Consider the following 26,402-nt stretch of genomic DNA (forward strand, 5'->3'; position numbering starts at 1 on the left):
ATTAATACCCTTTCACAACAGTAAATTGATCAATAATTTGACCATTAATATTTTTAAAATAAAACTCAGCACGATCCTCATAAAACGTGCCAAACATCGCGCCATAAGTGGCCCCTTGAGTAGCGGTATAAATACGTGCCCACCAATTACCATTGCGTTCTTGGTCACGAATACCCACGCCGCCTAATCCAGAAACAAAGGCAAATGTTTCGCCTTCCGATACGGTAAAGCTGGATGATGTGCTGGCCACGGTTTTACTGCTCATGTCACTTAATAGGTGAGTACGTGAATAGGAGTGCTCATGACCTGTTGATATAATAGCGCCGCTTTGACGACATGTTTCATAAGCGGTCCAGCCGACTTCATCTGATTTGCCACCCGCTTGCATATCACGTTGATTTTTATGCCATGCGCAAATTCGCCATGCGTTTGCTGGTGCGTTATTTAAACTATTACTGATAAAGTTTTCATGATCGTTACGGCTGCCAGACGACCCAATTGCCGATAGCACAATATATACATTTTCAATTTGGCAGGTCATTTTTTCGGCATAGGTGCCTGTGCACTGAGTATTATTTTGATTATTTAAACGGCTTTGGCCATAGGCAATGACGTCGGCAAAATTACTGTCGCCATAATCATGATTACCTGCGGCAATGAGCGCTGGGTCAGCACCAAGAGAGTTGCGCACCATGGCATCCCAGTTATCATCACGACTGCTGTTATAAGAGGTATCACCGGCAACGAGTGTTAGGTCAGCACCTTCACTTTGAATAAGATTAAGCACCGCTTGAAAGTTTCCGCCTGCACCTGTGTCGCCAATAAAGGCAATTTTGACGGCGTCGCCATTGTTACCACCATCACCATCGGTTTGATAATCAATATGCAACAACGGTGCTTTACTGCTCGAGCCATCATAAGATTCTGCGGTGCGTCGACCTTGGCCATTTATAATAAAGGCTAAATCGTTACCAGACTGCCAGCCATTACGGTTAACAATCTCTTGCACAATACTGGTTAGATCAGGCGTACGTTGATCTGCAGTGGCAGCACCGACGGTATTCCAGTTTGCCGGTTGCCAATTAATATTTGCATTCGTCAACGAGCGGTTAGATACGTTGTTTGAGTTGCTATTGAAGGCACTTGCGTCGTTAATATTTTCGCCTTTAATACTGAGAACAGAACTGCCGGTGCTGACTTCATCAACGGTGAATTGAATGTAGGCGTTTTCAATCACCGAACCTTGTGGAATTTGAATACCGGTAAAACGTAAACCAATGGTTTGATCGTTACCATCGTTGACTAATTCAAGGTCTGAACTATTGGTGTACATACTACCGTTAGATTTTTCTTCTACGTCATCTAGGCTGCTGGTGATGCGTTTATTTAGCGTTGCGGTTTGTGGCTCGCCACCTCCATTTGAGTCATCGTCATAGGTGATATAAAGCAATGGCGCTTTACTACTTGAACCGTTGTAAGACTCAGCCGTACGCTCGCCAGATCCGGTTATGATGAGTGAAAGCTCATTACCCGACTGCCAACCTGAGCGATCAATCACTTCTTGTATAATGTCTTTAATATCGGGGGTGCGTTGACTGTTACCAGACGCGCCAACAGAGCTCCATGGGCTTGGCTGCCAATTTACGGCTGCATTGGTGGTTGTACGGCTAGAAACATTAAAGTTACTGCTAGAGAATGCTGAAGAGTTATTCGTGTCTTCGGCTTTAATCGTAATATTGGTTGAGTCGCTATTGGTTTCATCGACAGTAAACTGTACATAGGCTTGGGTGATAATAGCGCCTTGCGGAATATTGAGGTCACGAAAACGTAAGCCAATGGTTTGGTTTTTACTGCCATCGTTGACCAGTTCAATGTCACTGCTATCTAAATACATCGATCCGTTTGTGCGTTCTTCTACGTCATCATTGCCTGTGCTGATGCGCTTGCTAATGGTCACGTCGGCCATTGCGGGAGCACTCAATAAGCAAGCACTTAAAATTGTCCCTAATATGGGTCTCATCATCGTAGTGTCCTTACAGTGGTATCATCGTTATTGTATTTAGGTGGGTACAACGAACGCGATGCTAGAAGAGAAAGTTGACAGTGATGTTGCATAAAAATGAACAGCACATGACCAATGTATTAAACATTAGTTAAGAATGGCCAGGTGATAAAGAAATTAAGCGCCATTAATCATTGAAGGCGTTGAGGTGCAAAGAAAGGCGAAAAGGTGAGGTTTTTATCGAGTCGTTTCTATCAGTATCGAAAGGTTAATCACCATGATTGAACGGTTGCGGTTTTATGATAAGAAAGACATGTTTGAGAGATTAAAAATAGACAGCAGGTTCGCATCATTCAGTAAGGTTTGAATGATGCGATATTAAACGTTATGTGATTAAGATAAACGCATCTTAAAATCGTCATAGTTAAACTCACGCACAATATTTAATGCGTTGGTTTGTGAGTTCCAAACAGCCAATGCAGGTAAGCGGGTGCCATTAAACGTGCTGGTTTTTACCATGGTGTAATGTCCCATGTCTTCGAACACTAAGCGCTGGCCAACTTCTAGCGGTTTATCAAAACTGTAATCGTTAATCACATCCCCTGCTAAACAGGTCAAGCCGCCTAGGCGATATGTGTGGGCTTTTTCGTTTGCTTCGCCACTGCTGGTAATGTCGGGGCGATAAGGCATCTCTAATGTGTCCGGCATGTGGCACGTTGCTGATGTGTCGAGAATGGCTTGAGGTAATTGATTAAAACCAATATCTAACACCTCAGCCACTAATACGCCAGTGCCGATGGCCACAGCTTCACCGGGTTCTAAATACACATCTAAATCGTATTTTTTACGGATTGCTTTAATGCATTCGACTAAATCATCAATTTGATAGTCTGGGGCGGTAATGTGATGGCCACCGCCAAAGTTTAACCATTTAAGGTTGATTAACCATGCACCAAATTTTTGTTCCACTGCTTTTAGTGTACGTTGCAAGGGTAAAAAATCTTGCTCGCACAGTGTGTGAAAATGAAAACCGCTAATGAGTGTAAATGCTTGCTGGCATTCTGGTTGCTCAAGGGCTTTTACTAATTGATCATAGGTGGTGCCCAAGCGTGAGCCCGCTGCACATGGGTCGTAAATGGCTACATCCCCTTCGCTGTGCTCTGGGTTAATGCGTAAACCAAAATGCAGTTCAGGTCTTGTTTGTTTTGCCTGTTCACAGAGCGTAGCAAAACGGACTAGCTGACTTGGTGTGTTAAAGACAATATGATCAGCAAAGGTGAGCAGTTCTTTAAAATCACTTTCTGTATACGCCGCCGAAAATACATGAACTTCGCCGCCGTAATATTCTTTACCCAGTTGTGCTTCGTGTAAGCCACTTGAGCAGGTGCCAGATAAGTATTGGGTGGTTAGTGGTGCCAATGACCACATGGAAAATGCTTTAAGGGCGTGTAAAACTTTTGCACCACTGCGAGTTTGTACATCATTTAAAATACGCAGATTACGTTCAACCGCCACTTCGTCTACCACAAAACAAGGGGAAGGAAGTTGGCTTAAATCGAGTTGACTAAAATCAGTAAATTGCATCAGATGGACTCACAGGTGATAAGCAAAAATATTATAGTCATAATATCTTTTAGAAAAGTAGGATGAGTTAGCAATGTGCGAAGCGCTTTTCGTAACCCATCTAAGCGATGGGTTACATGGCTCGCAAAACTCACCATTAACCCATCCTACGTATGTTGCGTTTTGTGTTATTGGTCTAAATCAAACGTATCAAGTTCAATCACTTTCCAAGGAAGGCCATATTGATTCATGGCTTCCATGAATGGGTCTGGGTCGAACTGTTCGATGTTAAACACACCAGGCTCTAACCATTTTTTCTCGATCATCATTTTGGCGCCAATCATGGCCGGTACACCTGTGGTGTAAGAAATAGCTTGAGACTTCACTTCTTCCCAACATGATTCGTGGTTACAAATCTGATAGCAGTAAACGATTTTTTCTTTGCCATCTTTAATGCCGCGTACCACTGTACCGATGCACGTATTACCTTTGGTGCGTGGCCCTAAAGACGATGGGTCTGGCAATAATTTGGCTAAGAATTGAATCGGCACAATTTGCTGACCTTCGTATTCGATTGCTTCGATGCCTGTCATACCGACATTGCCGAGTACTTCTAAGTGTTTTAAATAATTGTCAGAAAAGCTCATCCAAAACTGCGCACGCTTAAGCGTTGGGAAGTGCTTGGTTAAGCTTTCTAATTCTTCGTGGTACATACGATAAATATTGTAGTCACCCACGTTGTCAGGGCATGTAAATGCCGCTTTTTTACTCATGGCAGGTGTGGTGACAAACTCGCCGTTTTCCCAGTGACGACATTCAGCAGTGACTTCACGAATATTGATTTCAGGATTAAAGTTAGTGGCAAATGGATAGCCGTGGTCGCCGCCATTCACATCGATGATGTCTAAGTAATGAATCTCATCAAAGTAGTGCTTAGCCACATATGCGGTAAAGACGTTGGTGGCACCGGGGTCAAAACCGCTGCCGAGCAATGCGGTTAAACCGGCTTTTTTGAACTTATCTTGGTACGCCCACTGCCAGCTGTATTCAAATTTAGCGGTGTCTAATGGCTCGTAGTTGGCTGTGTCCATGTAATGTACGCCTGCTTCTAAGCATGCATCCATAATGGTTAAATCTTGGTAAGGCAAGGCAACGTTAATAACAAGCTCTGGCTGTTCTTGTTTTAACAGTGCGGCTAGCTCAGGCACATTGTCCGCATCCATTTGCGCTGTACGAATGGTTTGGCCTGTTTTTTCTTTTACGCCTTCAGCGATGGCTTTACATTTACTTTCTGTACGGCTGGCCAGAATAATGTCGGTAAATACGTCGGGCAATTGCGCACATTTTTGTGTGACGACATTGCCGACGCCGCCGGCACCAATGATCATAACTTTGCTCATAGTGTCTCTCTCTGAAAGTAAGGGTGTCACCTTAACTGGCTTTAAAGGCCGTTATCGTTTGTTTGTACCAGTCTTGGGCACAAAATTCATTTATACAAAATTGCGTGAATGCCGTTTACTAGCTAATGATAAAACGTGGCAGGTCTTAGTCTGGCAAAACTGTACCTATGCCAGATGACGGTGAGCCATATGTATCAAAAAAGAGAAGTCTCACTGAGATCTATCGCTGGGATTAAAAAACGACGGTCATCGAGTAAAGAAAGGGATATGAAAAGAATCACTACCCATCATCTCTGTGTTATGGCAAAGGCCAAAGCTAGTTGCTTGTGCGCCTTCTTCTAACATAGAGAAAACGCTGGGCTAAGCGTGCATAAATCCTCAATAGGAATCACTAAATTGAGCGCATTTTATGCGCTGACTTCTAAAATACAAGGACTTTTTTAATAACTTAAAAGAGAGGCGTTTAATGAAAATACGATGAAAGGCCGCATTAAAAAATTTGAATACGGCGCATCTCGAATCATTATTCGGGTTATGAAAAGCGTGGCTAGTCGTACAATGGTTTACACCCACGATGGACACTGAGGTGAGGCATATAAATGCAGAGGTAAGCGAGTGAACCGTAAAATTATGAAACAGGGTACAGCCAATGGCGGACCCTGTGTGAGTTGATTATTGCGGGAATGCTTCTAGCGTGAAATATAATGTTCTTTGCCCGAAAATCACATCTCAATGGAATTTGAACATGCTGCGAAAAGCAGTTGGTCGTTCTTATATCACCAGTGGTGGTGATAACGTATTCATGGTTTCTGGTGCGTTTCATTTGTTGAGCACGGATCACCATTTACAGGAAGCCGTTAGATATTAATCATATAAGTAGCCAAAATAGATAAAGTGTCACTATTATTAGTGTATTCAATTGCTACTTAGATACTCATATGACTTATTGTGTTGCTATAAAATCACAGGATGGTTTGGTGTTAACCTCTGATTCGCGTACCAACGCTGGGGTTGATCATATTGCGAGTTTTAAAAAATTGCATACCTTTGAGATAGAGCATGACCGAGTCTTGTTTCTACAAAGTGCGGGCAATTTAGCGACAACACAAAGCGTGTTATCGATTATTGAGCAGGAAATAAAAACCGCTGAAAAGCACATCTTGAATACCCATACCTTGTTCGAAGCGGCTGAGATTATCGGGCGCATTATTCGTGGGGTGATCACCCGTGATGAAGGCCAAAATCAGGGAATCGACTTCAGCTGTAATATTTTATTGAGCGGCCAAATTAAAGGCGATATTCCTAGGCTGTTCCATATTTATCCACAGGGTAATTTCATCGAAGCCAGTGACGATACGCCTTACTTTCAAATCGGTGAGAGTAAATACGGTAAGCCTATTTTAGACCGTATTATCAAGAGTGATACACCGCTTGAGAAAGCACTGCAATGCAGCCTGATCTCAATGGATTCAACGTTGCGCAGTAACATATCTGTTGGTATGCCAATCGATATTATGACGTACCGGACAAATTCGCTAGAAGCGAAAGGTATGATGCGTTTAGATGAATTTCATGAGGGCTTTTTACAGCTGCGTAATGCTTGGTCGGTTGGGTTAAGTCAATTGTTTGATGATCTCGATATTTTTGTGTGATAAAAAAACGGCCAAACACGTGATGTGCTGGCCGTTTTTGATATTCGCGTAAATCAGTTTTTCGCTTTTAAGGTCTTGACCCCTTCACTGGTACCCATCAAAAATACATCCGCAGGGCGACAGGCAAATAAGCCATTTGTCACCACGCCCACAATGGCGTTAATGCGTTCTTCAAGGGCGGTTGCACTGCCGATGTTTAAGTTGTGCACATCTAGAATAACGTTGCCGTTATCTGTGACGACGCCTTGGCGATAAACGGGGTCACCACCTAAGGCCACCAGCTCACGGGCCACATAAGAGCGAGCCATGGGGATCACCTCAACGGGCAGTGGGAACGAGCCTAAAATAGGCACCAACTTGCTGTCATCGGCGATGCAAATAAACTCTTTGCTACAAGCAGCCACGATCTTTTCGCGAGTTAGGGCTGCGCCACCACCTTTAATCGCTTGCAGGTGGTCGTTAACCTCGTCAGCCCCGTCGATATAAAACTCTAACGTACCAGAACTGTTTAAGTCATAAACCTCAATGCCATGATCTTTTAAGCGTTGAGCGGTGGCATCTGAGCTGGCGACGGCACCATCAAACAGATCCTTTATGTTGGCGAGCGCATCGATAAAGCAGTTGGCGGTTGAGCCTGTGCCCACGCCAATGATGCTGTCTTTTTCAAGATGCGGTTTGATGTAATCGACCGCGGCTTGTCCGACTGCTTGCTTTAGCTCATCTTGGTTCATAAGGTTTACCCTAGGGATTTATGAAATTTAGGTGTGATTATATCTAAGCACAGGGCAAAATGGTTACAATAATGCACTTTTAAAATAGGTAAGTTGATTTCCAATGGCGGATAACTACATAAAACGCATACTAGAAGCCAATGTATACGATGTGGCGATTGAAACCCCACTATCGCCGGCGCAATTTCTCAGTGACCGCCTCAATAATACTATTTTGATTAAGCGTGAAGATGAGCAGCCCGTTTATAGCTTTAAGTGCCGTGGTGCTTATAACTGTATTTCAAAGAAAACCCCTGAAGAATTAGCAAAAGGTGTGGTGACGGCCAGTGCGGGTAATCACGCGCAAGGCGTTGCGATGTCCGCGCAAAAGCTCAAAATTAAAGCAACCATTGTGATGCCCCTTACCACACCTGAGATCAAGGTGGCGTCTGTGCGTGCCCGTGGAGCAAAAGCGGTTTTACACGGCGATACCTTTGATGAAGCCTTTGCGTATAGCCAGAAGCTGGTTGAAGAAAAAGGCATGACATACATTCATCCCTACGACGACCCAGACGTGATCGCAGGGCAAGGCACCATTGCCATGGAGATGTTGCGTCAGTGTACTGGTGACATTCATGCGATCTTTGTCCCAGTGGGCGGCGGCGGTATTGCGGCCGGTGTGGCCGCGTATGTGAAGTACTTGCGTCCAGAAATTAAAGTCATTGCCGTTGAAAGCACCGAGAGCGCGTGCTTAGACGCCGCCATGAAAGCAGGTCGTCGCGTGACGTTGCCTCATGTTGGTATCTTTGCCGATGGTGTTGCCGTTGCTCAAATTGGCAAGCACACATGGCAGGTGTGTAAAGATCATATCGATGAATGCATCACGGTGACACCGGATGAGTTATGTGCGGCCATTAAAGATATTTTTGATGATACCCGTAGCGTGGCAGAGCCAGCAGGTGCATTAGGCGTGGCGGGCTTGAAAAAGTATGTGGAGCGCACAGGCGTTGCAGGTAAAACCTTAATTGCCATTGAGTCAGGGGCAAACATGAACTTTGACCGTTTGCGTTATGTGAGCGAAATGGCCGAAGTGGGTGAAGGTCGTGAAGTGATCATGGCGGTGACGATTCCAGAAAAGCCGGGCAGCTTTCAAACATTTTGTAATTTACTAGGTAAGCGCCCCATTACCGAATTCAATTATCGTTATGGTCGTGACGAACAAGCGCAAATTTATGTGGGCATCAAAGTGCCAGAAGGAGGTAAGCAGAACCTACTGGATGAGTTAGAGGCTAAAAATTACCCAGCCGTTGACCTTAGCAATGATGAGGTTTCTAAATATCACATTCGTCATATGGTGGGTGGTCATGCCCCTGAGTCTGTGAACAATGAAATTATATATCGCTTTGAATTCCCAGAGCGCCCTGGTGCGTTATTGGTCTTCTTAAAAACGTTAGGCAAGCGTTGGAATATTTCAATGTTCCATTATCGCAATCATGGTGCAGCCAATGGACGTGTTTTGGTGGGCTTGCAAGTACCAGCGGGCGAAGAAGTTGAGCTGAAAAAATATTTGGATGAAGTGGCTTACCCTTATTGGGAAGAAAGCGATAATCCTGCCTATAAGTTGTTCTTACGTTAAGCGCATTATTACCATTAAAGGCGACTTTTAGTCGCCTTTTTTATTGCTCGATTTTAATATGCCATCAATTACGTCTATGTAATCTTGCAGCTTGCCCTGTAGGTGCACAACTTGCTCCGGTTGAATATGCACACTGAATTGACGAATAAACGCCTGTATATTGTCTCGATTATGCTGTTGTTGGCTAAGATAGGCTTGTGGCTTAAAGGATTCAGGGTTATCCAATAGTATTTGTAATGCGCCGATGTCTACAGGTTGTTGCATTTTTTGTTTGAGTTGCGCTTGGTACGACCTTAAGTACGCCACACGCTCGCGGGTTAAATCATGTTGCGTGTTTACAAATTCATACAGTAATGTGGCTTGAACAGAATTAATCGACCCTAGCCAGTCTATTAACATGTCCTCTAGTTTTTCTAATTGTTGTTCTTTTATTTGTGCATCACTTAGATCAAGAATTTCGTCTAAGCGTTCTTGATTGCGGTCTTCTAGTTGACGGAATAAATATGTAATTTGTGCGGCACTGAGTTTTGCAGCTAACGGCGGGAGCTGTTCACTGATCTGCTTGCGCATTTTTTGCCAGTGAAGACGGATCGATGTAACGTGTTGTGAAATAACCGTTTCAGTTAAAGGCAGTGTCTTTAAATCATGTGAGATGGATTGTAGTTGGGCGCGATACTTTGGCAGTTCGGATTTTTCATGCCATGCGAGTAATTGTGATAACTCACCTTCAAGAATGCGTTCTTGCTGGCGGTTTAATTCAAGGTAATCATCAGCGTACCAAAGAATAATCCAATCTAAGTGGCGATAGGCAAACTGTGATGAGCAACTGCCCAGCAACAAGCTTATAACAAGTAAAATAATGACACGCATGATTTACCTCAGATAGTGAATCAATCTGTTTGTTACTACGTGTTGAATATTCAGTTGGATCTACATTGTCATACATATAAAAAAGGAGAGCTTAGCTCTCCTTTTTTAGGTTTGTTTTACTTCTTTTTATTTTTGGCTAATCGCTTAACCCAGTAATCTGCGTTTTTAATGCCTAGTTTTTCAGGGTCGAATGTATATTCTTCAACATTATTATTTTTCTGTTCTTCATAGTCTTTCAGCGCTTTCATTGCCGGTTTTGCCATGAAGAAAATAATCAGAATACCAATGATGTTCAGCCAAGCCATTAAGCCTACACCGATATCACCTAAGCCCCATGCAAGGTCTGCGGTTTTTACCGTACCGTAGAAAACAGAAGCTAAAAGACCCACTTTCAAAAAGCCCATCATGCCAGGGATTTTAAAGTTTCGTCTAATGTAAGTCACGTTGGTTTCGGCAATGTAGTAATAGGCCAAAATGGTGGTAAATGAGAAGAAGAATAAAGCAAATGCAATAAACGGTTTGCCGACCCCGGGTAACGTACTTTCGATCGCAAGTTGCGTAAAGGCTGGGCTATTGGCCGCGATATCCGCGCCGATGTTTTGAATTAAGAAACCATCCATTGGGCCGTGTACATTGTATGTGCCGGTAATCAAAATCATGAATGCCGTGGCTGAACATACAAATAAAGTATCCACATAAATCGAGAATGCTTGTACCAAACCTTGTTGTGCAGGGTGAGAAACATTAGACGCGGCGGCGGCGTGAGGGCCTGTACCTTGTCCTGCTTCGTTCGAGTACACGCCTCGCTTAACACCCCAACCAATGGCTGCACCAACGCCCGCCATCGGCGTAAAGGCATCACCTAAAATCATGCCTATAATCCCAGGCAGTTGATCGATATTAAGCGCCACAATAACAAGGGCGATAACGATATAGGCAAGAGCCATGAAAGGCACAATCACCTGCGCCACCATCGCGATACGCTTGATACCACCAAAAATAATGAACGCTAAAATAATACAAATTAATGTGCCAGTAGCAATTTTAGCCGAGCTCATTAAACCCATACCAGTATTGACCATATCACCAGTACCAAATGCGGTGGCGATGGCATTACCAATACTATTGGATTGAATGCCAGGCATTAATAAACCACATGCGATGATCGTCGAAATCGCAAAAATCATGGCGAACCATTTTTGGCCCATTGCTTTTTCAAAGTAATAAGCGGGACCACCACGGAACTGATCGCCTTCTTCTTCTTTGTAAATTTGCGCCAGTGTGGATTCGACATACGCCGTGGCAGCACCAACAAACGCTACCATCCACATCCAGAAAACCGCACCAGGACCACCAAAACCAATGGCCGCTGCAACACCTGCGATGTTACCTGTGCCTACTCGTCCTGATAATGAAATCGCTAATGCTTGAAACGATGAAATACCTTTACTGCTTTGGTTAGGGGTAAACAACAAGCGCCACATTTCTTTAATGTGTCGTACTTGCATAAAGCGGGTCATGATTGAGAAAAACAAACCTGAGGCTAAGCACAAATATATAAGTACTGGGCTCCAGATAACGCCGTTAATAGCATTAACAATATCTTGCATGGGGAAAACCTTTAAACGTGAGTTGTACGCAGAATAACAAAAGTTAAAAAACAGGAAAGCGTTAAAACAGTATTTGTCTAATAATTTAACCAAATGGTTAATTTTGCATCAAAGCTGTGCTGCTGCTGTTTGTTATTTGCCGTTATTAATTTAATCGTGATTCATAACAGGTCATAGCGGTCTCTGAATAATCGAAGAAAAGCTCATGCTTAGTGCTTAGCCTTATACCGACGTTGTGGTTTTGTCTTATATCGACTAGATCTAAAGAGACAGCTTAACCATGTAATATAAGTCTTATAATGGCAAATGTCGCTGCAAGAATGCCGTAATGTGGAACTGTTGGACAATCATAAGATGTTGATTTAACTAAGGTAATTTCAACTGGTACAAAAGTACATTAAATAAGTTAACAAACGGTTACAAAAGCCTTGGATGCCTCAAAAGTCACATGTTAAGGTGCTCAACCTGAATGACTGTCTGACATAAAAATAAAAAATCATCAGCGTACTTTCAACACTATCAAAACGCCTGACCCAGACAGACTTGCAAACCCGAACAATAATAATATCCACGGGAGCCAGACAATGGCAGACAAGTATAAAATTATCGGACCTGTTTACGATTTTTTAAGCACAATTTACAGTGGCCGCCAGATTCACAAATGCAAAACCGCTATGAACATCGATTTAAAAGCCGGTGATAAGATTTTATTTGCAGGTGTTGGCCATGGTCGTGATGCAATTGATGCCGCCGAAAAAGGTGCGCAAGTTACGGTAGTAGACTTATCCGCCACCATGCTTAAAAATGTTGAAAAGAATTTACAAGGCAAACCGTTCAAACATCCTATTCGTTTAGTACACAGTGATATTTTAGCGTTTGACGAAGTGGGCGAATACGATCAAGTGGTTGCTAATTTCTTTTTGAATGTTTTCCCTGAAGACTTCATGGTAACGGTAATGCAGCATTTGGGTACGTTAGTAAAAGCCGACGGACACTTTGTCATTGGCGACTTTCATTATCCAACGGGTAATGTGCTAACAAAGTCATTCCAAAATGCTTATTGGTATATTGCGGTTTCGATCTTTACCTTATTTGCTAAAAACGCATTTCATAAAATTTATAATTACCCTAAACACCTTGAAAGCATCGGCTTTTCGATTGAAAAAAAGCAGTCTTTTAATGTGTTGTTGGTGCCTTCTTTGTGGTCAATGAAAGCATCACGCAAACAAATTGCAAAACCTCAGCAAGTGGATGCCGCGTAATAAACAGCGGACTCGTTTGCACATAATAAAAACAGAGGTCTGACTATGAACAAAGTCGATATTGAAGTGACAGACATCGCCCACGAACATGAAACGTCCCATGGTGGCGGTGTTTTTACATTTTCTGAGCGCGTTGAATTTCTTAAACGCTTCGGGCGTCACTCTATGGCGTTTTCTGCGTTACAGCCGCAGATGCGATACTTCGACATGGAAGGCGTGGGCTACATTGCTTATCGTAAGCAATGGGGCTCAGTCGTGTGCTTGGGTAATCCTATTTGTGCAGAAGCGGATCGTGAGATTTTAATTCGAGCATTTTGTAAAAAATATTCCAATCCTGTTTTTATTCAAGTGACCCAAGCGGTTGCAGGCCTAATACATGACATCACCGGTTTTTATGCCACGCAATTTGGCAAAGAAACACACATTGATTTAAAGACTTGGACAATGTCTGGCAAGAAAAAACAAGTGATTCGTACCGCCGTTAATCATGCTGAAAAAGAAGACATTATGGTAAAAGAAAGCTACGGTGAAATGTCTTACCGTAATTTATCTGACTCATGGCTTAAAACGCGAAAGTGTAAGGGCCGTGAAATTGTTTTTTTAATTCGCCCAATGGAAATGGATTACAAAGAAGGCACGCGTCGTTTCTTTGCTTACCAAGGCGAAGAGATGATTGGGTTTATTTTCTTTGATCCTATTTATGAAAACGGTCACGTTGTGGGCTATGTTCCTAATATCAGCCGTGCCTCTGCAAAATTCCCACAAGGTATTTTTTATATGTTGATGGTACAAGCCATGAGCAAATTTAAAGAAGAAGGTGTGAGCTATATATTCTTAGGCTTATCGCCACTTGCATTGGATTACCCACCAAAGGCAACAGAATCAAAAGTATTGCGTTGGATGCTGGAATTTACCGCAAAAAACCTTAACTTCTTGTATAACTTCAAGGGCATCGACTTTACTAAGTCTCGTTTTCGCGGTGAAGAGGAACCCACTTATGCGGTACACAAACGGATCATGCCGTCTAAAGATTTTATCTGCATGTTTAAGATTTGTAATGTTATTTAAGCAAACAGGCGCAATAGCCAGCCTTTATAAACAGACCCGCCTTATGGCGGGTTTTTTGTGCTGATGCGTTTTAGGAACGCATCATCCCAAAACCCTGCCTAGAATAGTTTATTCGCTATGCCACAATAGCCACACAATTGAATAAACCGCCTGTCAGGCAAAGAGCCATATAGTGATAGTAGAAAACTATAATTTAGATTTCAGTCAAGTCGTCGTGATCGAGACAGCCAAGCAAGCGTGGCAAGACTCGCCAGCTCAGGGCGTACGCCGCATACCATTAGAGCGTGAAGCCGCCGAAAGTGGCCACGTGAGCAGTATTGTTGAATATGCCCCAGGCTCAAGTTTTAAAACCCATACCCACCCATTAGGTGAAGAAATCTTTGTATTAAAAGGCGTATTCAGTGATGAAAAGGGTGACTACCCTACTGGCTCGTATTTACGACACCCGCCGGGATCATCCCATGCGCCATTTAGCAAAGACGGTTGTGTCATTTTTGTGAAGCTTAATCAATTTAATGAACAAGACTTGGCCGTAGTCAATATCAATACTGAGCACACACCTTGGCTACAAGGGCAGGGGAATCTAAATGTGATGCCCTTACATGAATTTGAAGGCCAAAACACAGCCTTGGTATTTTGGCCCAAGGGCGAGCGTTTTTTGCCTCACAAGCATTGGGGCGGCGAAGAAATTTTTGTGATCAGTGGTGAGTTCAAAGATGAACATGGCAGCTACCCAAAAGGCACATGGATACGCAGCCCGCACTTAAGCGAACATTTCCCATTTGTAGAAGAAGATACCATTATATTGGTTAAGGTTGGCCATCAACCGTAGTGATGCTGTAATCATTTGTATATTAGCTATGACGTCATGTGATACGAAATACGCTGTTCATGAGATTAAAGAGAGCCTATAGCAAATACTACTCACAAAGCATGATGAGTAATAAAGAGTTATAAATTAGTGACCTAAACATGTTCAAATATTTTGCTGAGACGTAAAAGACGAATGCACATATTGCCAAGGGCAGCTTAAACCCACATTATACGCGACTTACAATGAATCACCGGGCAAACACGCCCTGCAAAGACATCACGTGACCGTATAATATGTTTCTCGATCATGAGACGTAGAATAAACTGTTAACTGCTCCTAGAGGTTTAGAGTGATCTACGAAATTCGAATTAATGATGTAGTAATTGGTACTACCAAGCTAGAAGTTGGTGATCCGCCGATGGGGTTCGTATTTGGCAACGTCACTCCAACCGAAAACTATGAGTTATTATCTGGCGTAGTAAAAGCTGAGCTTTATGAGCAAGGCCAAGATACTGAAATAAAATGTGAGTCTATTTCTTTTGAAGACCTCTCAAAGGAAATGGGAGAAACGTGCGTTGAAGTCACAGCTCTCATAGATTCTTATGAAGAATATGATAAGTATTTTAAACACCATCGAGAAGCTTATGAAAAACAGTTCTCGTAATCAGCAGTTAACAAGTAAAGGCATTGGACGCGATAAAGCCGCGCCCATGTTTTAGGCGTTATACGCAAATCTAGTCCAGAGAGAATTTTAGATCAGAGATGCTATGTCAATAAAGAATATACAAAAATTAAAGAAATTCGGTATCTTCCAAGATCATACGAACTACAATGCTAAAGATTTCGGAAAATACAATTTGTTCTATGGCTGGAATGGAAGCGGAAAATCTACGCTTTCGGGTGTATTTCGGTGCATCGAAAATAAAACTACTTCAAGTAAATTTCCTTCTTCGGAATTCACTGTAAGCGTAGACGGCGGCACCGTAATCACACAAGCGAACACGGCGGATTCAGACCTTAACGTATACACCTTTAACCATGACTTTATTGACGAAAATATTTCATGGAATAACGTTGTAAAAAGCATATTACTTGTTGATAAAGAAAAGATTGAAGAACGCGAAAAACTAGAGAAATTAAAAAAAGAACAGGAAGTCGATAACAAAGCGCACGGCGTAGAAGCTGAAGCAATAAGAAAACTTGATGGTGCTGTTTCAAAATTTGGAACTGATAGCGCGCGACATATGAAGACAAGTCTTCAATCCATTGATACTACTGACAGCTACTACCTTAACTACGATAAGCGTAAATTTGGAAAATTCATAGATGATCGCCTTGAAGAAAGTAAGTCGGACAGCTCACTGCTTGATGATCAACAAATTGTTGAATTAACCAATGCTGCCAAGCCTGATCAAAAGTCCCCGATCACCTTTAATCAACAGACCATTGATCAAGAAATATTCACCAAAGCAAAAGAACGTCTTGATGATCTTTTAAAAACCAGTGTGGTTAGTAAAACTATTCAACGGCTTGTTGAATATGGTGATATAAAGTCTTGGGTTGAAACTGGTCTTGATCTTCATAAACGTCACGATACAAACCAGTGTGAATTTTGTGGTAACGCCATCACCGAAGAACGTACCAAACAGCTTGAAGCCCACTTTAATGACGATTACAAAGCCTTTCAAACCCGGCTTGTAAGTGCTGATGGTTGGCTTGCCGGTCAATATATTCAGCCCCAAACGCTACCTGCCGCAAGTGATTTCTACGACGAGTTCAAAAATAGGTACAGCGAAGCATGTACAGCGTTGGAAAAAGCAATCACAGGCCTGAACGAAGAAATAACGGTCTGGCACACTGTCTTGAAAGATAAGACCGCCAATCCGCTTGAAACTGGTCTAGCAGTTGAAGTTATCAGTGAATCATCCGTGAAGGCGTTTAACGATGCCATGACCGCTATTGGTGCGGCTATTGATAAACACAATCATAAGTCAGGGAATTTTAAAGAAGAAACCGACAAAGCCAAAAAGAAACTTGAACTTCATTACGCTACTACTGAAGTTAAGTCATTCAGTTATCACGACAAGAAAAAAGAAGTTATTGATCGAACAACCGCGAATGAAACGTTAAAGACCTCAATCAACACAAGAAACACTGAAATCCGAGCACTTGAAGACTCACTATCAAATGAAGGCGTGGGCGCTGACCAGTTCAATGAATCACTCCACAAGTTTCTTGGTCGCAGTGAATTAACCCTTCGATTCAACCCGGTTAAAAAAGGATATGAAATACTGCGGAACGATTCGGAACAGGTTGACGGGAATTTGAGTGAAGGCGAAAAGACGGCTATTGCGTTTGTCTACTTCATAACCAAACTGAAGGAGAATGACAACAAAATTGAAGACACTATTGTTGTTGTGGATGATCCTATTTCAAGTTTCGATTCCAACCACCTTTTTCACGCTTATTCATTTATGAAAGTTAATTGTGAAAAAGCAAAGCAACTGTTCGTTCTTACCCACAACTTCACGTTTTTCAAGTTGGTTCGTGATTGGATTTCGCGGAAGAATAAACGCGACAATCAAAATATTGCAAACTTCTATGTTGTTAAGGCAAACAACGAAGTGCCAAGAACCTCAACTTATACAGACGCCGAAAAAGCATTAACCTTATACAATTCAGAGTATCACTATATTTTTTCACGATTGCATTCGTTAAAGAATCAACAGGCGCTTGAAACGGACGATCATTTTCTTGCAGCCAACTTATCCCGAAAGCTTCTTGAATCCTTCTTGTCTTTTAAATTTCCAAAGAACCGGGGAAACTTCGCCAACTTGTTTAATACGGCAGTTTCAGCAAGTCAGAATCCGGAAGACGAAGGAAAAGAAAAAATCCGAAAGTTCATTAATGAGTATTCACATAACGACCTTATTGAAACCAATGAAGACTTCGTTGAAAACCTGATTGGTGAAGGCGTTGCAGTCATTTCAGACATCTTTGACTGGATAAGCGAACTTGATGAAAAGCACTACCAAGAAATGGTGGAGGTAGTGTCATGAGTAAGAAAGCGTATAACAAGGCGCTGCTACGGAAAATTTACTCGCTGGCGCTCCCAAATTTCCGAAGAGTGCGGCGTTAAGTGTCATCAGAGTCATTATGAAGAAGAAAGGGATAATTCAGTTAGTAGTTTCAATGCCGCTCTTTTTGTTTTCGTGGTGGTGCTTGCTTTGGATGTTTTCCTCATCCAGTCTAGCAATGCAGTTTTGCGACAATAATTATTCTCTCTTTCACGAACATTTTAGCTGTAGGCAGCCGTACATTGCTTTAATACTTTGGGCTTCAAGTGGTCTGGGATGCGTTACATTATTCGTGCTAGGCATTAAAAATATTAACCGTGACGATAAAGCCACTTAACAATACGCAGCAATCTGATTCCGCAAACCTTGTCACCTTTTCTAAAGTCAAACTTACCTGACATTCCTAAGGCAACGTTATTAGCCTGTTGGCACATGGTATCAGTTACTCTTTTTATCAGTGGTCTTGTCTTAACTTATGTTGGTTGGTTCAATCTGGATGCTTTTTTAAATGTAGTATTTGGTATATCTACTATTTTCGTTATTTTTTCACTTGTATTCGTTGCTGTAGGTGGGTACTTTTTTGGGCTAAAAAATTTTATCAAATTACCCCAATGGGTTTTGCTACTACCAATTGGAGCGTTGGGGCTTATTGCTGCAATGTAAACATAACAAGCTGTTAACAGGGCGTTTTGAGACTAAATGAAAAAAATATTGTTTTTGTGCAGTAAGAATAAACTAAGAAGCCCTACTGCAGAAGCCATCTTTAGCAATGTCGATGGCTGGGACGTTTATTCTGCTGGTGTGAGTAATGATGCCGAAGTTCATGTGAGTCTTGACGATATTGAGTGGGCGGATTATATCTTTGTGATGGAAAAGGCTCATAAAAAGAAATTAAGCAACAAATTTGGACGCGCCATAAAAGACCAAAAAATCATCTCTTTAGACATTCCCGATGATTATGAATATATGGATGAAAAACTCATCGAGATATTACAATCAAAGGTTCCGTTACTTGTACAATAAGTAGTACATATTAATATGCGATAAACTGACCTTAAGCCGTTAGCACTCTGTTACCTGCGCTCTAATTATCTCATAACCCAATCGAATGTTACCCTCTGTTATAACGGCTTATGAGTTTTAAATAAACCTACTTGTTTATTTTTTGCTTCGATCCACTGTGCCATATATTGGGTAGACTTCATGCTGTGATGGCGCAGCATGCTGCCGGTGAAATTATTCAGTCGATGGGTGTCTAAATTATTTTCGATGTCTGTTATTCGTTGAATAAGCTGTGTGCTGAATATCGGCCAAGCAAACCCTTTTTCTAAAAATTCATGGGCGTTATTTTGCAAGCCTGACCAAACATCTTCATTGTTGTATAAATTAATGGCGTGCTGAGCAAATATTTCAAAGTCATCACTGACCAAAGCCGTTGAGTGTTCGCCGGATTCATATAGCCCTTCAGCGCCGATGGACGTCGTCACCGCGGGTAAACCACATTGGGCGGCATCCAATAATTTGCCTTTTAAGCCAGCACCAAATCGTAAAGGGGCAAGCAGTACACGGGCCTGGCTTAACTCATCAAATGCATTTTCGCACCAGCCTTTAATCAAAAAACCTTGTTTTTCATTGTGCAGTTGGGTGGCTTTTTTAGGCGGATAAGCACCAAAAATATGCAGTTGAGCTTTGGGCAATTGTTTTCGAATCAGTGGCCAAATGTGTTGCTTAAGTTGCAGAACCGCGTCCCAATTCGGTTCGTGTCGAAAGTTACCAATCGATACAAAATGCTGGCGCTCATTAAAATTTAACTGAGTATTGACGCTTATATGTTTCAGCATAAACGGTACATACAATAAAATATTGGCAGGCACATTGAATACGGTTTGCAGTACGTCCATTTCGTATTGGCTAATGGTTAATGTTAAGTCACAGCGATAAATCGCCGCAATTTCACGCTTAGCGTGCTCACTAAATAAATCAGCAGGCGCAACATCCTTAATGACATTGTGATTGCTTTTGGCAAGGGCTTGGCGAGCAAAGCGTAAACAATGTAGGTCTTCGCTGTCTAAAATACGCAGGGCCTGTGGGCAGTGTTTTTCGACACGCCAACCAAATTGTTCTTCCATCATAAAGCGGTCAAACATCACAACCTGCGGGTTAAGTGCGGTTAAGTAGTCATCGAAACTGGCACTGTTCAATTCTATTTTCGCTGTACTAATACCGTATTGTTGGTAATCAATGGCGTGCTCGCTGGGGGCGGCAGGGGATGCGTATTCAACTTGATAGCCAGCTTGCTGCATGCACTCAATAAGCTGCAACATACGCGCACCGGCGGCGCTGGAGTTTGGCTCAGGCCAAACATAACCAATGATCAATAACGTTTTCATGTGCACAGTTCGATGACGATAAAAGCGGTTATTGTACCTTAAACTACCCAAAGAGACCTTGTGCAGACTTTTATACTACGCTGGGTATAATGATGGCTCTTTATTAATGTGTATTGAATATGTCTGCGCTACCAAAACCGAATTATAAAAACCCCATTCATATGCTGGCCTTTGGTCTGGGCAGCGGTTTATCGCCTAAAGCACCGGGCACCATGGGAACCATTGCAGCACTGCCTATTTATTGGTTTTTGTTACAAGACTTAACGGGTGCTGAGTTATGCCATCGTTATGTTGCTTACTATGGTAGTGGGCACCTACGTTTGTCATCAAACCTCGAAAGATCTTAACGTGCATGATCATGGTGGCATCGTCATCGACGAATGGTTGGGCATGTGGCTCACTATGTTTTTAGCGCCACAAGGGGTGTTGTGGTTGTTATGGGGTTTTGTGTTATTTCGTATTTTTGATATTGCCAAGCCTTGGCCAATCAAGTGGTTCGATAAAAACGTTGATGGTGGCTTTGGCATTATGATTGATGATGTGGCTGCCGCTGTTGCTGCATGGCTGTGTTTGCAATTAAGTGTTTGGCTAATTGCGCTGATATAAACATGACGCCGATGGGGTTTATCGGCGAAAAAAGCGCAACCAGCGCCAAACATTAAATAAGCTAGCTAGTGCGGCAGAGACATAGGTTAAGGCGCAGGCTAATAGAATCTTGCGAGCATCTTGGTAGTCTTTCTCTTGTAGGTATTGGCCGTTTTTAAGAATGGGCAGTGCCTTAGAGAAACTGGCGTTTATTTCAACGGGCAATGTGACAAAATGCACCAGAGTACTGGCAAGCATTCCGGCAATCGCCACGATCAATGATAACTTGCCTACCCCTGGTAAAAAGCTTAAAAATACAGGGGTACTTAATAGTGCTACCTGTGCGATTCTCTCCACATAATATGCAAACTTGGCCAATGGTGTGCGTAATAGTAATAAGGCCATGCCCTGTTGGTGCTGAATAGCATGACCCACTTCGTGAGCGGCGGTGGCCACGGCGGTGAGCGACTTTCCATTGAAATTGTCACTGCTTAAGCGCACAGTTTTGCTGCTAGGGTCGTAATGGTCGCCTTGTTCGGTTGTCTCAAGTTTGACCTTTAAACCTTGCTGTTTAATTAAGTGGCGGGCAAACTCTCCCCCTGTGCCGGGAAAATCCGCACGCTCGTTACTGTGTTTTTGCAGAACGCGCCTTACCCAAAACTGGGGTAAAAATATTAACGCGACCAATATGATTAACAACACAATCCAAATCATAACGCACCTCAAGTAATCGTAAGGACAGTATACGTGAGAGTATTGAAAATATTGACTGGCTTAAGCCTGTTAGCCGTGACTTTTTTTAGTCAGGCTAATATTCAAGCGGTAGGCCTTATGCCGGGCATGGCCATTCTTGAAAAAGATGGCGAGCGTTTAGTGATTAAAGCAGGGCAACAGAAGCAAGGTATTACGCTGATTCGCGCGGATAGCGAGCAGTGTGTCATCGAAATCAATGGCGCGCGTCAAACTCTATTATTAGGCGCTTCACTTGCTTCAAGTTATGCACCGGCACAAACAAAAGAAGTGCGTTTGCAGCAAGACTTTAGTGGTCACTACTATACCGATGTCGTATTAAATGGGCGCAGGGTGCGTATGCTAGTGGACACAGGTGCGACAAATGTCGCATTAAGTGGCAACACGGCGCGTAAGCTGGGAATTGCTTATGCGAAGGGTCAGCGTAGGCGCAGTGCCACAGCGGGCGGTATTGTGAACAGTTTTTTGGTGCACGTGAACGAAATAAAACTAGAAGGCATTACGCGCTATAACGTGCCGGTAAGTGTGATAGAAGGTTCCCACCCAGATGTACCACTTTTAGGTATGAGCTTTTTAGGGCAGCTTAAAATTCAGCAGGATAATGGCGAGCTAGTTATTAGCGAATAAGCAGCGTTACTGCTTTTTACGAAACGCGACCAGTTCATCGAGTAGCCATTTTTTGGATGTGATGACGTCTTCATCGGGGCAATGCACCTTGTATGCTTTGCCGCTCATGGTGCTTTTTGTTGCACTTAATTCAATAAAATCTTCTGCCGTGTCGATATCATCTTCGAAGTAGTCGTATTTCTTTTTAATATGGGCAACTGCATCCACTCCATTGTGTTGTGTGCCGTTGCGTTCATATTTGCATTCTGTGCTTTCAACAAAGCTAAGCAGATGATTAATTTCTTGTGTGTTTGCGGTCGCCCATTGTGAACGTGACCGGCGAAACTTAAAAAAGAAAGTGCAATAACCAGTGGCTTAATCATTCGTGATTCCTTTAAAACTTATAACAATGTTTTAATTTTATTGATAATGCCTGAGCTATCTAGCCCCATTTGCGCCCACTGCTGTGCTTGTGATGCATGTTCAATGTACGCATCTGGAATGCCCAGCGTCAAAATGTTTAATTGGATATTATGTTGTGCATAAAATTCAAGTACAGCCGAACCCGCGCCACCCATAATCGCGTTATCTTCTAACGTGATAATGTGCTGATGGTCTTCACTTAATGTTTTAAGCAGTGTTTCGTCGATGGGTTTAACAAAGCGCATGTCCACAAGCGTAATCTTTTTGCCGTTTTCTTTCGCAAGGGTTTCAGCGGCTAGTTTGGCTTCTTTTAATAATGGGCCAAAGCACAATAAGGCGATGCCTTCGCCTTGTTGAATGATATACCCTTTACCAATCGGCAGTGTTTGTGTCGTGACAATCACTTCAATATCACTGGCGTTACCACGAGGGTAGCGAACAGCCGCAGGGCCATTAAAGTGATAAGCGGTGTTGAGCAATAGACGGCACTGGCTTTCATCACTTGGGCAAGCGATTACCATATTCGGAATGCAACGCATAAAGCTAATGTCATAGGCGCCTGCGTGGGTTGGGCCATCGGCACCCACAACACCCGCGCGATCAATGGCAAAGGTGACGTCTAAGTTTTGCAGGGCCACATCGTGAATCAATTGATCATAAGCGCGCTGTAAAAATGTACTGTAAATGGCGACAACCGGTTTAGCGCCTTCGCAGGCCATGCCCGCAGCCAGTGTCACGGCATGTTGTTCGGCAATGGCCACATCAAAATATCGATCAGGGAATTTTTCAGAAAACTTAACTAAGTCGCTGCCTTCACGCATGGCGGGTGTAATGGCCATAAACTTAGGGTCAACAGTGGCGGTATCACAGGCCCACTTGCCAAAAATATTACTGAAGGTTTTTACTTTTTTGCTACTGGCGCCCACAGGCGACAATGCATGATATTTGATTGGGTCGGCTTCGGCCGGTTCAAAGCCTTTGCCTTTTTTGGTGACGATGTGCAAAAACTGCGGGCCTTTTAAATCTCGCATATTGCCTAGCGTGCGCACCAGCGCATCAAGGTCGTGACCATCGACAGGGCCAATGTAATTAAAACCTAATTCTTCAAAGAAAATACCTGGGGTAAAAAAGCCTTTTACATGCTCTTCGGTTTTGCTGGCTAATTCCCACACATGAGGAATGGTGCTCAATACTTTACGAGAGCCCTCACGCATGGAGTTATAGGTTTTTGAACTGAGCAATTTCGCGAGGTATTTATTTAGGCCGCCTACGTTTTCACTGATCGACATATCGTTGTCGTTTAAAATCACCAGCATGTCGGTATCGGTATGGCCAGCATGATTGAGTGCTTCAAATGCTTGGCCTGCTGTCATGGCGCCGTCGCCAATGATCGCGGCGACTTTTTTATTGGTGCCCATTTTCTCAGCGGCAAGGGCCATACCTAATGCGGCACTGATCGACGTAGATGAATGGCCAACACCAAAGCTGTCGTACTCACTTTCATGGCGTTTAGGAAAAGGCGATAAACCATCTTGTTGACGAATAGACGGTAACTGTTCACGGCGGCCCGTTAAAATTTTATGTGGGTAGGCTTGGTGGCCAACATCCCAAAGTAAAATATCGTCAGGGGTGTTGTAGACATAATGCAAAGCAATGGTGAGTTCAACGACCCCTAGACCGGCCCCAAAGTGACCACCGCTTTGACCAACACTGAACAGCAAAAATTCACGTAATTCACGGGCGAGCTGCGGCAACTGATTTTGAGCCAGCTGACGTAATTGGTCGGGAAGATCAACACTATCCAATAATGGAGTACTTGGACGGCTGGTAGGGATTTCCTGGAACATCTGTTACCCAGTGCAAACGTGACTTTTAAGAGGCGGTATTCTACCCGTTATGAGTCAAAAAGTAATGAAGCACGCGGGTCTTAATTGACCCGCTTGATGATGTAATCGGCAATTTGGCGCAATGCTTGTGCATTTTCGCCCAATGGCTCAATGGCGTACATGGCGGTTTGGTGTAATTGAGCCGCTTTTTGCTTTGCGCCTTCTAAGCCCAACAAAGAAACATAAGTTGGTTTGTTGAGTGCAATATCGGCGCCTTGGGTTTTCCCGAGTGTTTGGGTATCGCTGGTCACATCAAGAATATCGTCCTGTACCTGAAACGCTAAACCAATGGCATCTGCGTATTGGCTAAGGGCGACTTTGGTTCGGCTGTCTAAGCTGGCTTGGCATTGAGCACCCAGTAGCACACTGGCTTTAATTAAGGCACCCGTTTTGTGGTTGTGCATGTTTTCAAGGTAACTCAGGTCAACGGTTTGGTTAACGGCTTCTAAATCTAAGCTTTGCCCGCCGGCCATGCCATATAAGCCGCTGGCGGTGGCCAGTATATTGACCATGCTGAGTTGCTGGGCTGGCATAAGGCCGTCAATTTGGCTGCTTAATAAGCTAAAGGCTTCACTTTGTAAGGCGTCACCCGCCAAAATGGCACAAGCTTCATCAAAGGCAATATGGCAAGTGGGTTGACCACGGCGTAAATCATCATCGTCCATGGCCGGTAAATCATCGTGAATCAACGAATACGCATGCACCATTTCAATGGCAAGTGCTGCGTAATCTGCGTGATTTAAGTTCGCTTGGCATGCTTGCGCACTGGCATAGACGAGTAACGGGCGAATACGTTTGCCACCATTAAGTAAGCTGTACTTCATGGCTTGCAGTAGGCGAGCAGCATCAGCGTTGGGCAAGACACTCTCATTGGCTAAAACAGCGGCAAAGCGTTCTGCCGCCATTGCTTGAAATTGGCTAAATTCCATTACTGGGCATCACCTTCAAATGGCACTGCGGTGCTTTGGCCGTTTTCTTCAATCAGTAGCTGCACCTTTTGTTCGGCTTGGCTGAGTGCTTGCTGGCACTGGCGAGTCAGTTTCACCCCTTGCTCAAACGCTTGTAGTGACTGTTCTAGCGTGAATTCGCTGTTTTCTAACTTTTCTACTAATGATTCTAATTGCGCCAGTGATTGCTCAAAGTCGATAGGTGCTTGTTGGTCAGCCATGTGATTCCTTAATTTAAGTCGCCTTACGGCCATTCGATGATTTGCGCAATTGTAGCCTATATGGTCGTGCAAACTGAAATACTCTGTCTAGACTCAATATTAAGTGGGAGCCCAAAATATTACGGAAGTCAGGGTGATGCAGTGGATTTAGCGACGATTGTAGGTTTAATTGGGGCGTGGGTCATCGTAGTGATGGCCATGGTGTTGGGCGGTGATCCCGCCATGTTTGTGAATATCCCTTCTTTGTTAATTGTGGTTGGCGGCGCTATTTTTGCCGTTCTCATGAAATTTGAATTAGGTCAATTTTTAGCTGCGGGTAAAATCGCGGCTAAAGCGTTTAGTTTTAAATTACCTAAGCCTGACGCTATGATCGAAGAGATTGTTGAGCTAGCCGGTGAAGCGCGCAAAAACGGTCTGCTTGCGCTTGAAGGTAAAGAAGTGAGTTATGATTTTTTAGCCAAAGGCATTCAGCTGCTGGTGGATGGTCATGACCCTGACGTGGTGAAAAGTTTATTAGGCAAAGATGTTCGCTTAAGTGTTGATCGTCATAAACTGGGAACCGAAATATTTGCGTCACTGGGTGACACCGCACCTGCCATGGGCATGATCGGTACACTGATTGGTTTGGTGGCGATGTTGGCCAACATGGACGATCCAAAATCCATTGGTCCTGCCATGGCCGTTGCACTATTAACAACCCTTTATGGTGCGATGATGGCAAATATGTTTTGTTTGCCTGTTGCGTATAAGTGCGGCTTACGTGCGGATGAAGAAGGCCGACTCCAAAGTATGGTAATAGATGCTTTATTAGCGATACAAGCAGGCCAAAATCCACGTGTGATTGAATCGTTATTACGTACATATTTGCCAGAGAAAAAACGAGGTGTCGATGAATAATCGTCACCTATTCACGGAAGAATAAAGGAGCGG

General features: G+C 43.3%; 24 protein-coding genes and 1 pseudogene. 13 read left to right on the forward strand and 12 right to left on the reverse strand.

Annotation, left to right across the window (positions count from 1 at the left end):
* Position 1 precedes the first annotated feature (1 nt).
* The 3 genes from ACU6U9_RS08255 to ACU6U9_RS08265 form a co-directional block, all read right to left on the reverse strand.
* Positions 2-2,023: a metallophosphoesterase gene (locus ACU6U9_RS08255; RefSeq protein ID WP_446734557.1), complete on the reverse strand. Its 2,022-nt coding sequence runs from the start codon at positions 2,021-2,023 to the stop codon at positions 2-4.
* Positions 2,024-2,395: 372 nt separating this feature from the next.
* Positions 2,396-3,586: a carboxynorspermidine decarboxylase gene (gene nspC / locus ACU6U9_RS08260; RefSeq protein ID WP_446734558.1), complete on the reverse strand. Its 1,191-nt coding sequence runs from the start codon at positions 3,584-3,586 to the stop codon at positions 2,396-2,398.
* Positions 3,587-3,753: 167 nt separating this feature from the next.
* Positions 3,754-4,965, reverse strand: a complete 1,212-nt coding sequence (locus tag ACU6U9_RS08265) for a saccharopine dehydrogenase family protein (RefSeq protein ID WP_446734559.1) — start codon at positions 4,963-4,965, stop codon at positions 3,754-3,756.
* A gap of 745 nt (positions 4,966-5,710) precedes the next feature.
* Between ACU6U9_RS08265 and ACU6U9_RS08270 the strand changes: the two genes are divergently transcribed.
* The gene (locus ACU6U9_RS08270) at positions 5,711-5,833 is read left to right on the forward strand and encodes a hypothetical protein (RefSeq protein ID WP_446734560.1); all 123 of its coding nucleotides are present in this window, start codon (positions 5,711-5,713) and stop codon (positions 5,831-5,833) included.
* A gap of 70 nt (positions 5,834-5,903) precedes the next feature.
* On the forward strand, positions 5,904-6,617 hold the full coding sequence (locus ACU6U9_RS08275) for a peptidase (RefSeq protein ID WP_446734561.1): 714 nt from the start codon (positions 5,904-5,906) through the stop codon (positions 6,615-6,617).
* A 53-nt stretch (positions 6,618-6,670) separates the two neighbouring features.
* Here ACU6U9_RS08275 and rpiA read toward each other — a convergent pair whose 3' ends face one another.
* Positions 6,671-7,348: a ribose-5-phosphate isomerase RpiA gene (gene rpiA / locus ACU6U9_RS08280; RefSeq protein WP_446734562.1), complete on the reverse strand. Its 678-nt coding sequence runs from the start codon at positions 7,346-7,348 to the stop codon at positions 6,671-6,673.
* A 103-nt stretch (positions 7,349-7,451) separates the two neighbouring features.
* Between rpiA and ilvA the strand changes: the two genes are divergently transcribed.
* Positions 7,452-8,963, forward strand: coding sequence for a threonine ammonia-lyase, biosynthetic (gene ilvA, locus ACU6U9_RS08285; RefSeq protein WP_446734563.1), 1,512 nt, complete (start codon positions 7,452-7,454; stop codon positions 8,961-8,963).
* A 27-nt stretch (positions 8,964-8,990) separates the two neighbouring features.
* Here the strand turns inward: ilvA and ACU6U9_RS08290 are convergent, their stop codons facing one another.
* Both ACU6U9_RS08290 and ACU6U9_RS08295 read right to left on the reverse strand, forming a co-directional pair.
* The gene (locus ACU6U9_RS08290) at positions 8,991-9,833 is read right to left on the reverse strand and encodes a DUF6279 family lipoprotein (protein WP_446734564.1); all 843 of its coding nucleotides are present in this window, start codon (positions 9,831-9,833) and stop codon (positions 8,991-8,993) included.
* Between the two features lie 116 nt (positions 9,834-9,949).
* Positions 9,950-11,443, reverse strand: a complete 1,494-nt coding sequence (locus tag ACU6U9_RS08295) for an alanine/glycine:cation symporter family protein (protein WP_446734565.1) — start codon at positions 11,441-11,443, stop codon at positions 9,950-9,952.
* 584 nt (positions 11,444-12,027) lie between these two features.
* Here ACU6U9_RS08295 and ACU6U9_RS08300 point away from each other — a divergent pair.
* From ACU6U9_RS08300 to ACU6U9_RS08325, 6 genes are all read left to right on the forward strand, one after another.
* Positions 12,028-12,705, forward strand: coding sequence for a class I SAM-dependent methyltransferase (locus ACU6U9_RS08300; RefSeq protein WP_446734566.1), 678 nt, complete (start codon positions 12,028-12,030; stop codon positions 12,703-12,705).
* A 45-nt stretch (positions 12,706-12,750) separates the two neighbouring features.
* Positions 12,751-13,773, forward strand: coding sequence for a DUF2156 domain-containing protein (locus ACU6U9_RS08305; protein WP_446734567.1), 1,023 nt, complete (start codon positions 12,751-12,753; stop codon positions 13,771-13,773).
* 172 nt (positions 13,774-13,945) lie between these two features.
* Positions 13,946-14,605, forward strand: coding sequence for a cupin domain-containing protein (locus ACU6U9_RS08310; protein WP_446734568.1), 660 nt, complete (start codon positions 13,946-13,948; stop codon positions 14,603-14,605).
* A 331-nt stretch (positions 14,606-14,936) separates the two neighbouring features.
* Positions 14,937-15,251 carry a hypothetical protein gene (locus ACU6U9_RS08315; protein WP_446734569.1) on the forward strand — a complete coding sequence of 105 codons (315 nt, stop codon included), beginning with the start codon at positions 14,937-14,939 and terminating at the stop codon, positions 15,249-15,251.
* Positions 15,252-15,354: 103 nt separating this feature from the next.
* Positions 15,355-17,646: an AAA family ATPase gene (locus ACU6U9_RS08320; protein WP_446734570.1), complete on the forward strand. Its 2,292-nt coding sequence runs from the start codon at positions 15,355-15,357 to the stop codon at positions 17,644-17,646.
* A gap of 717 nt (positions 17,647-18,363) precedes the next feature.
* Positions 18,364-18,687: a low molecular weight protein tyrosine phosphatase family protein gene (locus ACU6U9_RS08325; protein ID WP_446734571.1), complete on the forward strand. Its 324-nt coding sequence runs from the start codon at positions 18,364-18,366 to the stop codon at positions 18,685-18,687.
* A gap of 98 nt (positions 18,688-18,785) precedes the next feature.
* Here the strand turns inward: ACU6U9_RS08325 and ACU6U9_RS08330 are convergent, their stop codons facing one another.
* A complete protein-coding gene (locus ACU6U9_RS08330) occupies positions 18,786-20,054 on the reverse strand; it encodes a glycosyltransferase (RefSeq protein WP_446734572.1) in 1,269 nt (422 codons plus the stop codon).
* Between the two features lie 119 nt (positions 20,055-20,173).
* On the opposite strand from ACU6U9_RS08330, the gene ACU6U9_RS08335 reads away from it, so the two are divergent.
* Positions 20,174-20,401: a hypothetical protein gene (locus ACU6U9_RS08335; RefSeq protein ID WP_446734573.1), complete on the forward strand. Its 228-nt coding sequence runs from the start codon at positions 20,174-20,176 to the stop codon at positions 20,399-20,401.
* Positions 20,355-20,660, forward strand: a complete 306-nt coding sequence (locus ACU6U9_RS08340) for a phosphatidylglycerophosphatase A family protein (protein ID WP_446735074.1) — start codon at positions 20,355-20,357, stop codon at positions 20,658-20,660. The genes ACU6U9_RS08335 and ACU6U9_RS08340 overlap by 47 nt, the downstream gene beginning before the upstream one ends.
* 18 nt (positions 20,661-20,678) lie before the next feature.
* Here the strand turns inward: ACU6U9_RS08340 and ACU6U9_RS08345 are convergent, their stop codons facing one another.
* Complete coding sequence (locus ACU6U9_RS08345; protein ID WP_446734574.1) at positions 20,679-21,353, reverse strand: zinc metallopeptidase; 675 nt, start codon at positions 21,351-21,353, stop codon at positions 20,679-20,681.
* Between the two features lie 33 nt (positions 21,354-21,386).
* Here ACU6U9_RS08345 and ACU6U9_RS08350 point away from each other — a divergent pair, with 33 nt between their 5' ends.
* Positions 21,387-22,016 (forward strand): retropepsin-like aspartic protease family protein, encoded by a 630-nt coding sequence (locus tag ACU6U9_RS08350; RefSeq protein WP_446734575.1) that lies wholly within the window; start codon positions 21,387-21,389, stop codon positions 22,014-22,016.
* Positions 22,017-22,022: 6 nt separating this feature from the next.
* On the opposite strand, the pseudogene ACU6U9_RS08355 reads toward ACU6U9_RS08350, so the two are convergent.
* The 4 genes and pseudogenes from ACU6U9_RS08355 to ACU6U9_RS08370 all read right to left on the reverse strand — a co-directional run.
* Positions 22,023-22,298: pseudogene (locus tag ACU6U9_RS08355) on the reverse strand (DUF5329 family protein); the annotation flags it as partial.
* 98 nt (positions 22,299-22,396) lie between these two features.
* Entirely contained in the window at positions 22,397-24,265 is a 1,869-nt protein-coding gene (gene dxs, locus ACU6U9_RS08360) for a 1-deoxy-D-xylulose-5-phosphate synthase (protein WP_446734576.1), read from the reverse strand.
* 80 nt (positions 24,266-24,345) lie between these two features.
* The gene (ispA, locus tag ACU6U9_RS08365) at positions 24,346-25,233 is read right to left on the reverse strand and encodes a (2E,6E)-farnesyl diphosphate synthase (protein ID WP_446734577.1); all 888 of its coding nucleotides are present in this window, start codon (positions 25,231-25,233) and stop codon (positions 24,346-24,348) included.
* Entirely contained in the window at positions 25,233-25,472 is a 240-nt protein-coding gene (locus ACU6U9_RS08370; protein ID WP_283789172.1) for an exodeoxyribonuclease VII small subunit, read from the reverse strand. Before ACU6U9_RS08370 ends, ispA begins: the two co-directional genes overlap by 1 nt.
* A 36-nt stretch (positions 25,473-25,508) precedes the next feature.
* Between ACU6U9_RS08370 and pomA the strand changes: the two genes are divergently transcribed.
* Positions 25,509-26,369 carry a flagellar motor protein PomA gene (gene pomA, locus ACU6U9_RS08375; RefSeq protein ID WP_446734578.1) on the forward strand — a complete coding sequence of 287 codons (861 nt, stop codon included), beginning with the start codon at positions 25,509-25,511 and terminating at the stop codon, positions 26,367-26,369.
* Positions 26,370-26,402 lie beyond the last annotated feature (33 nt).

The organism is Pseudomonas sp. HK3 (assembly GCF_052920985.1).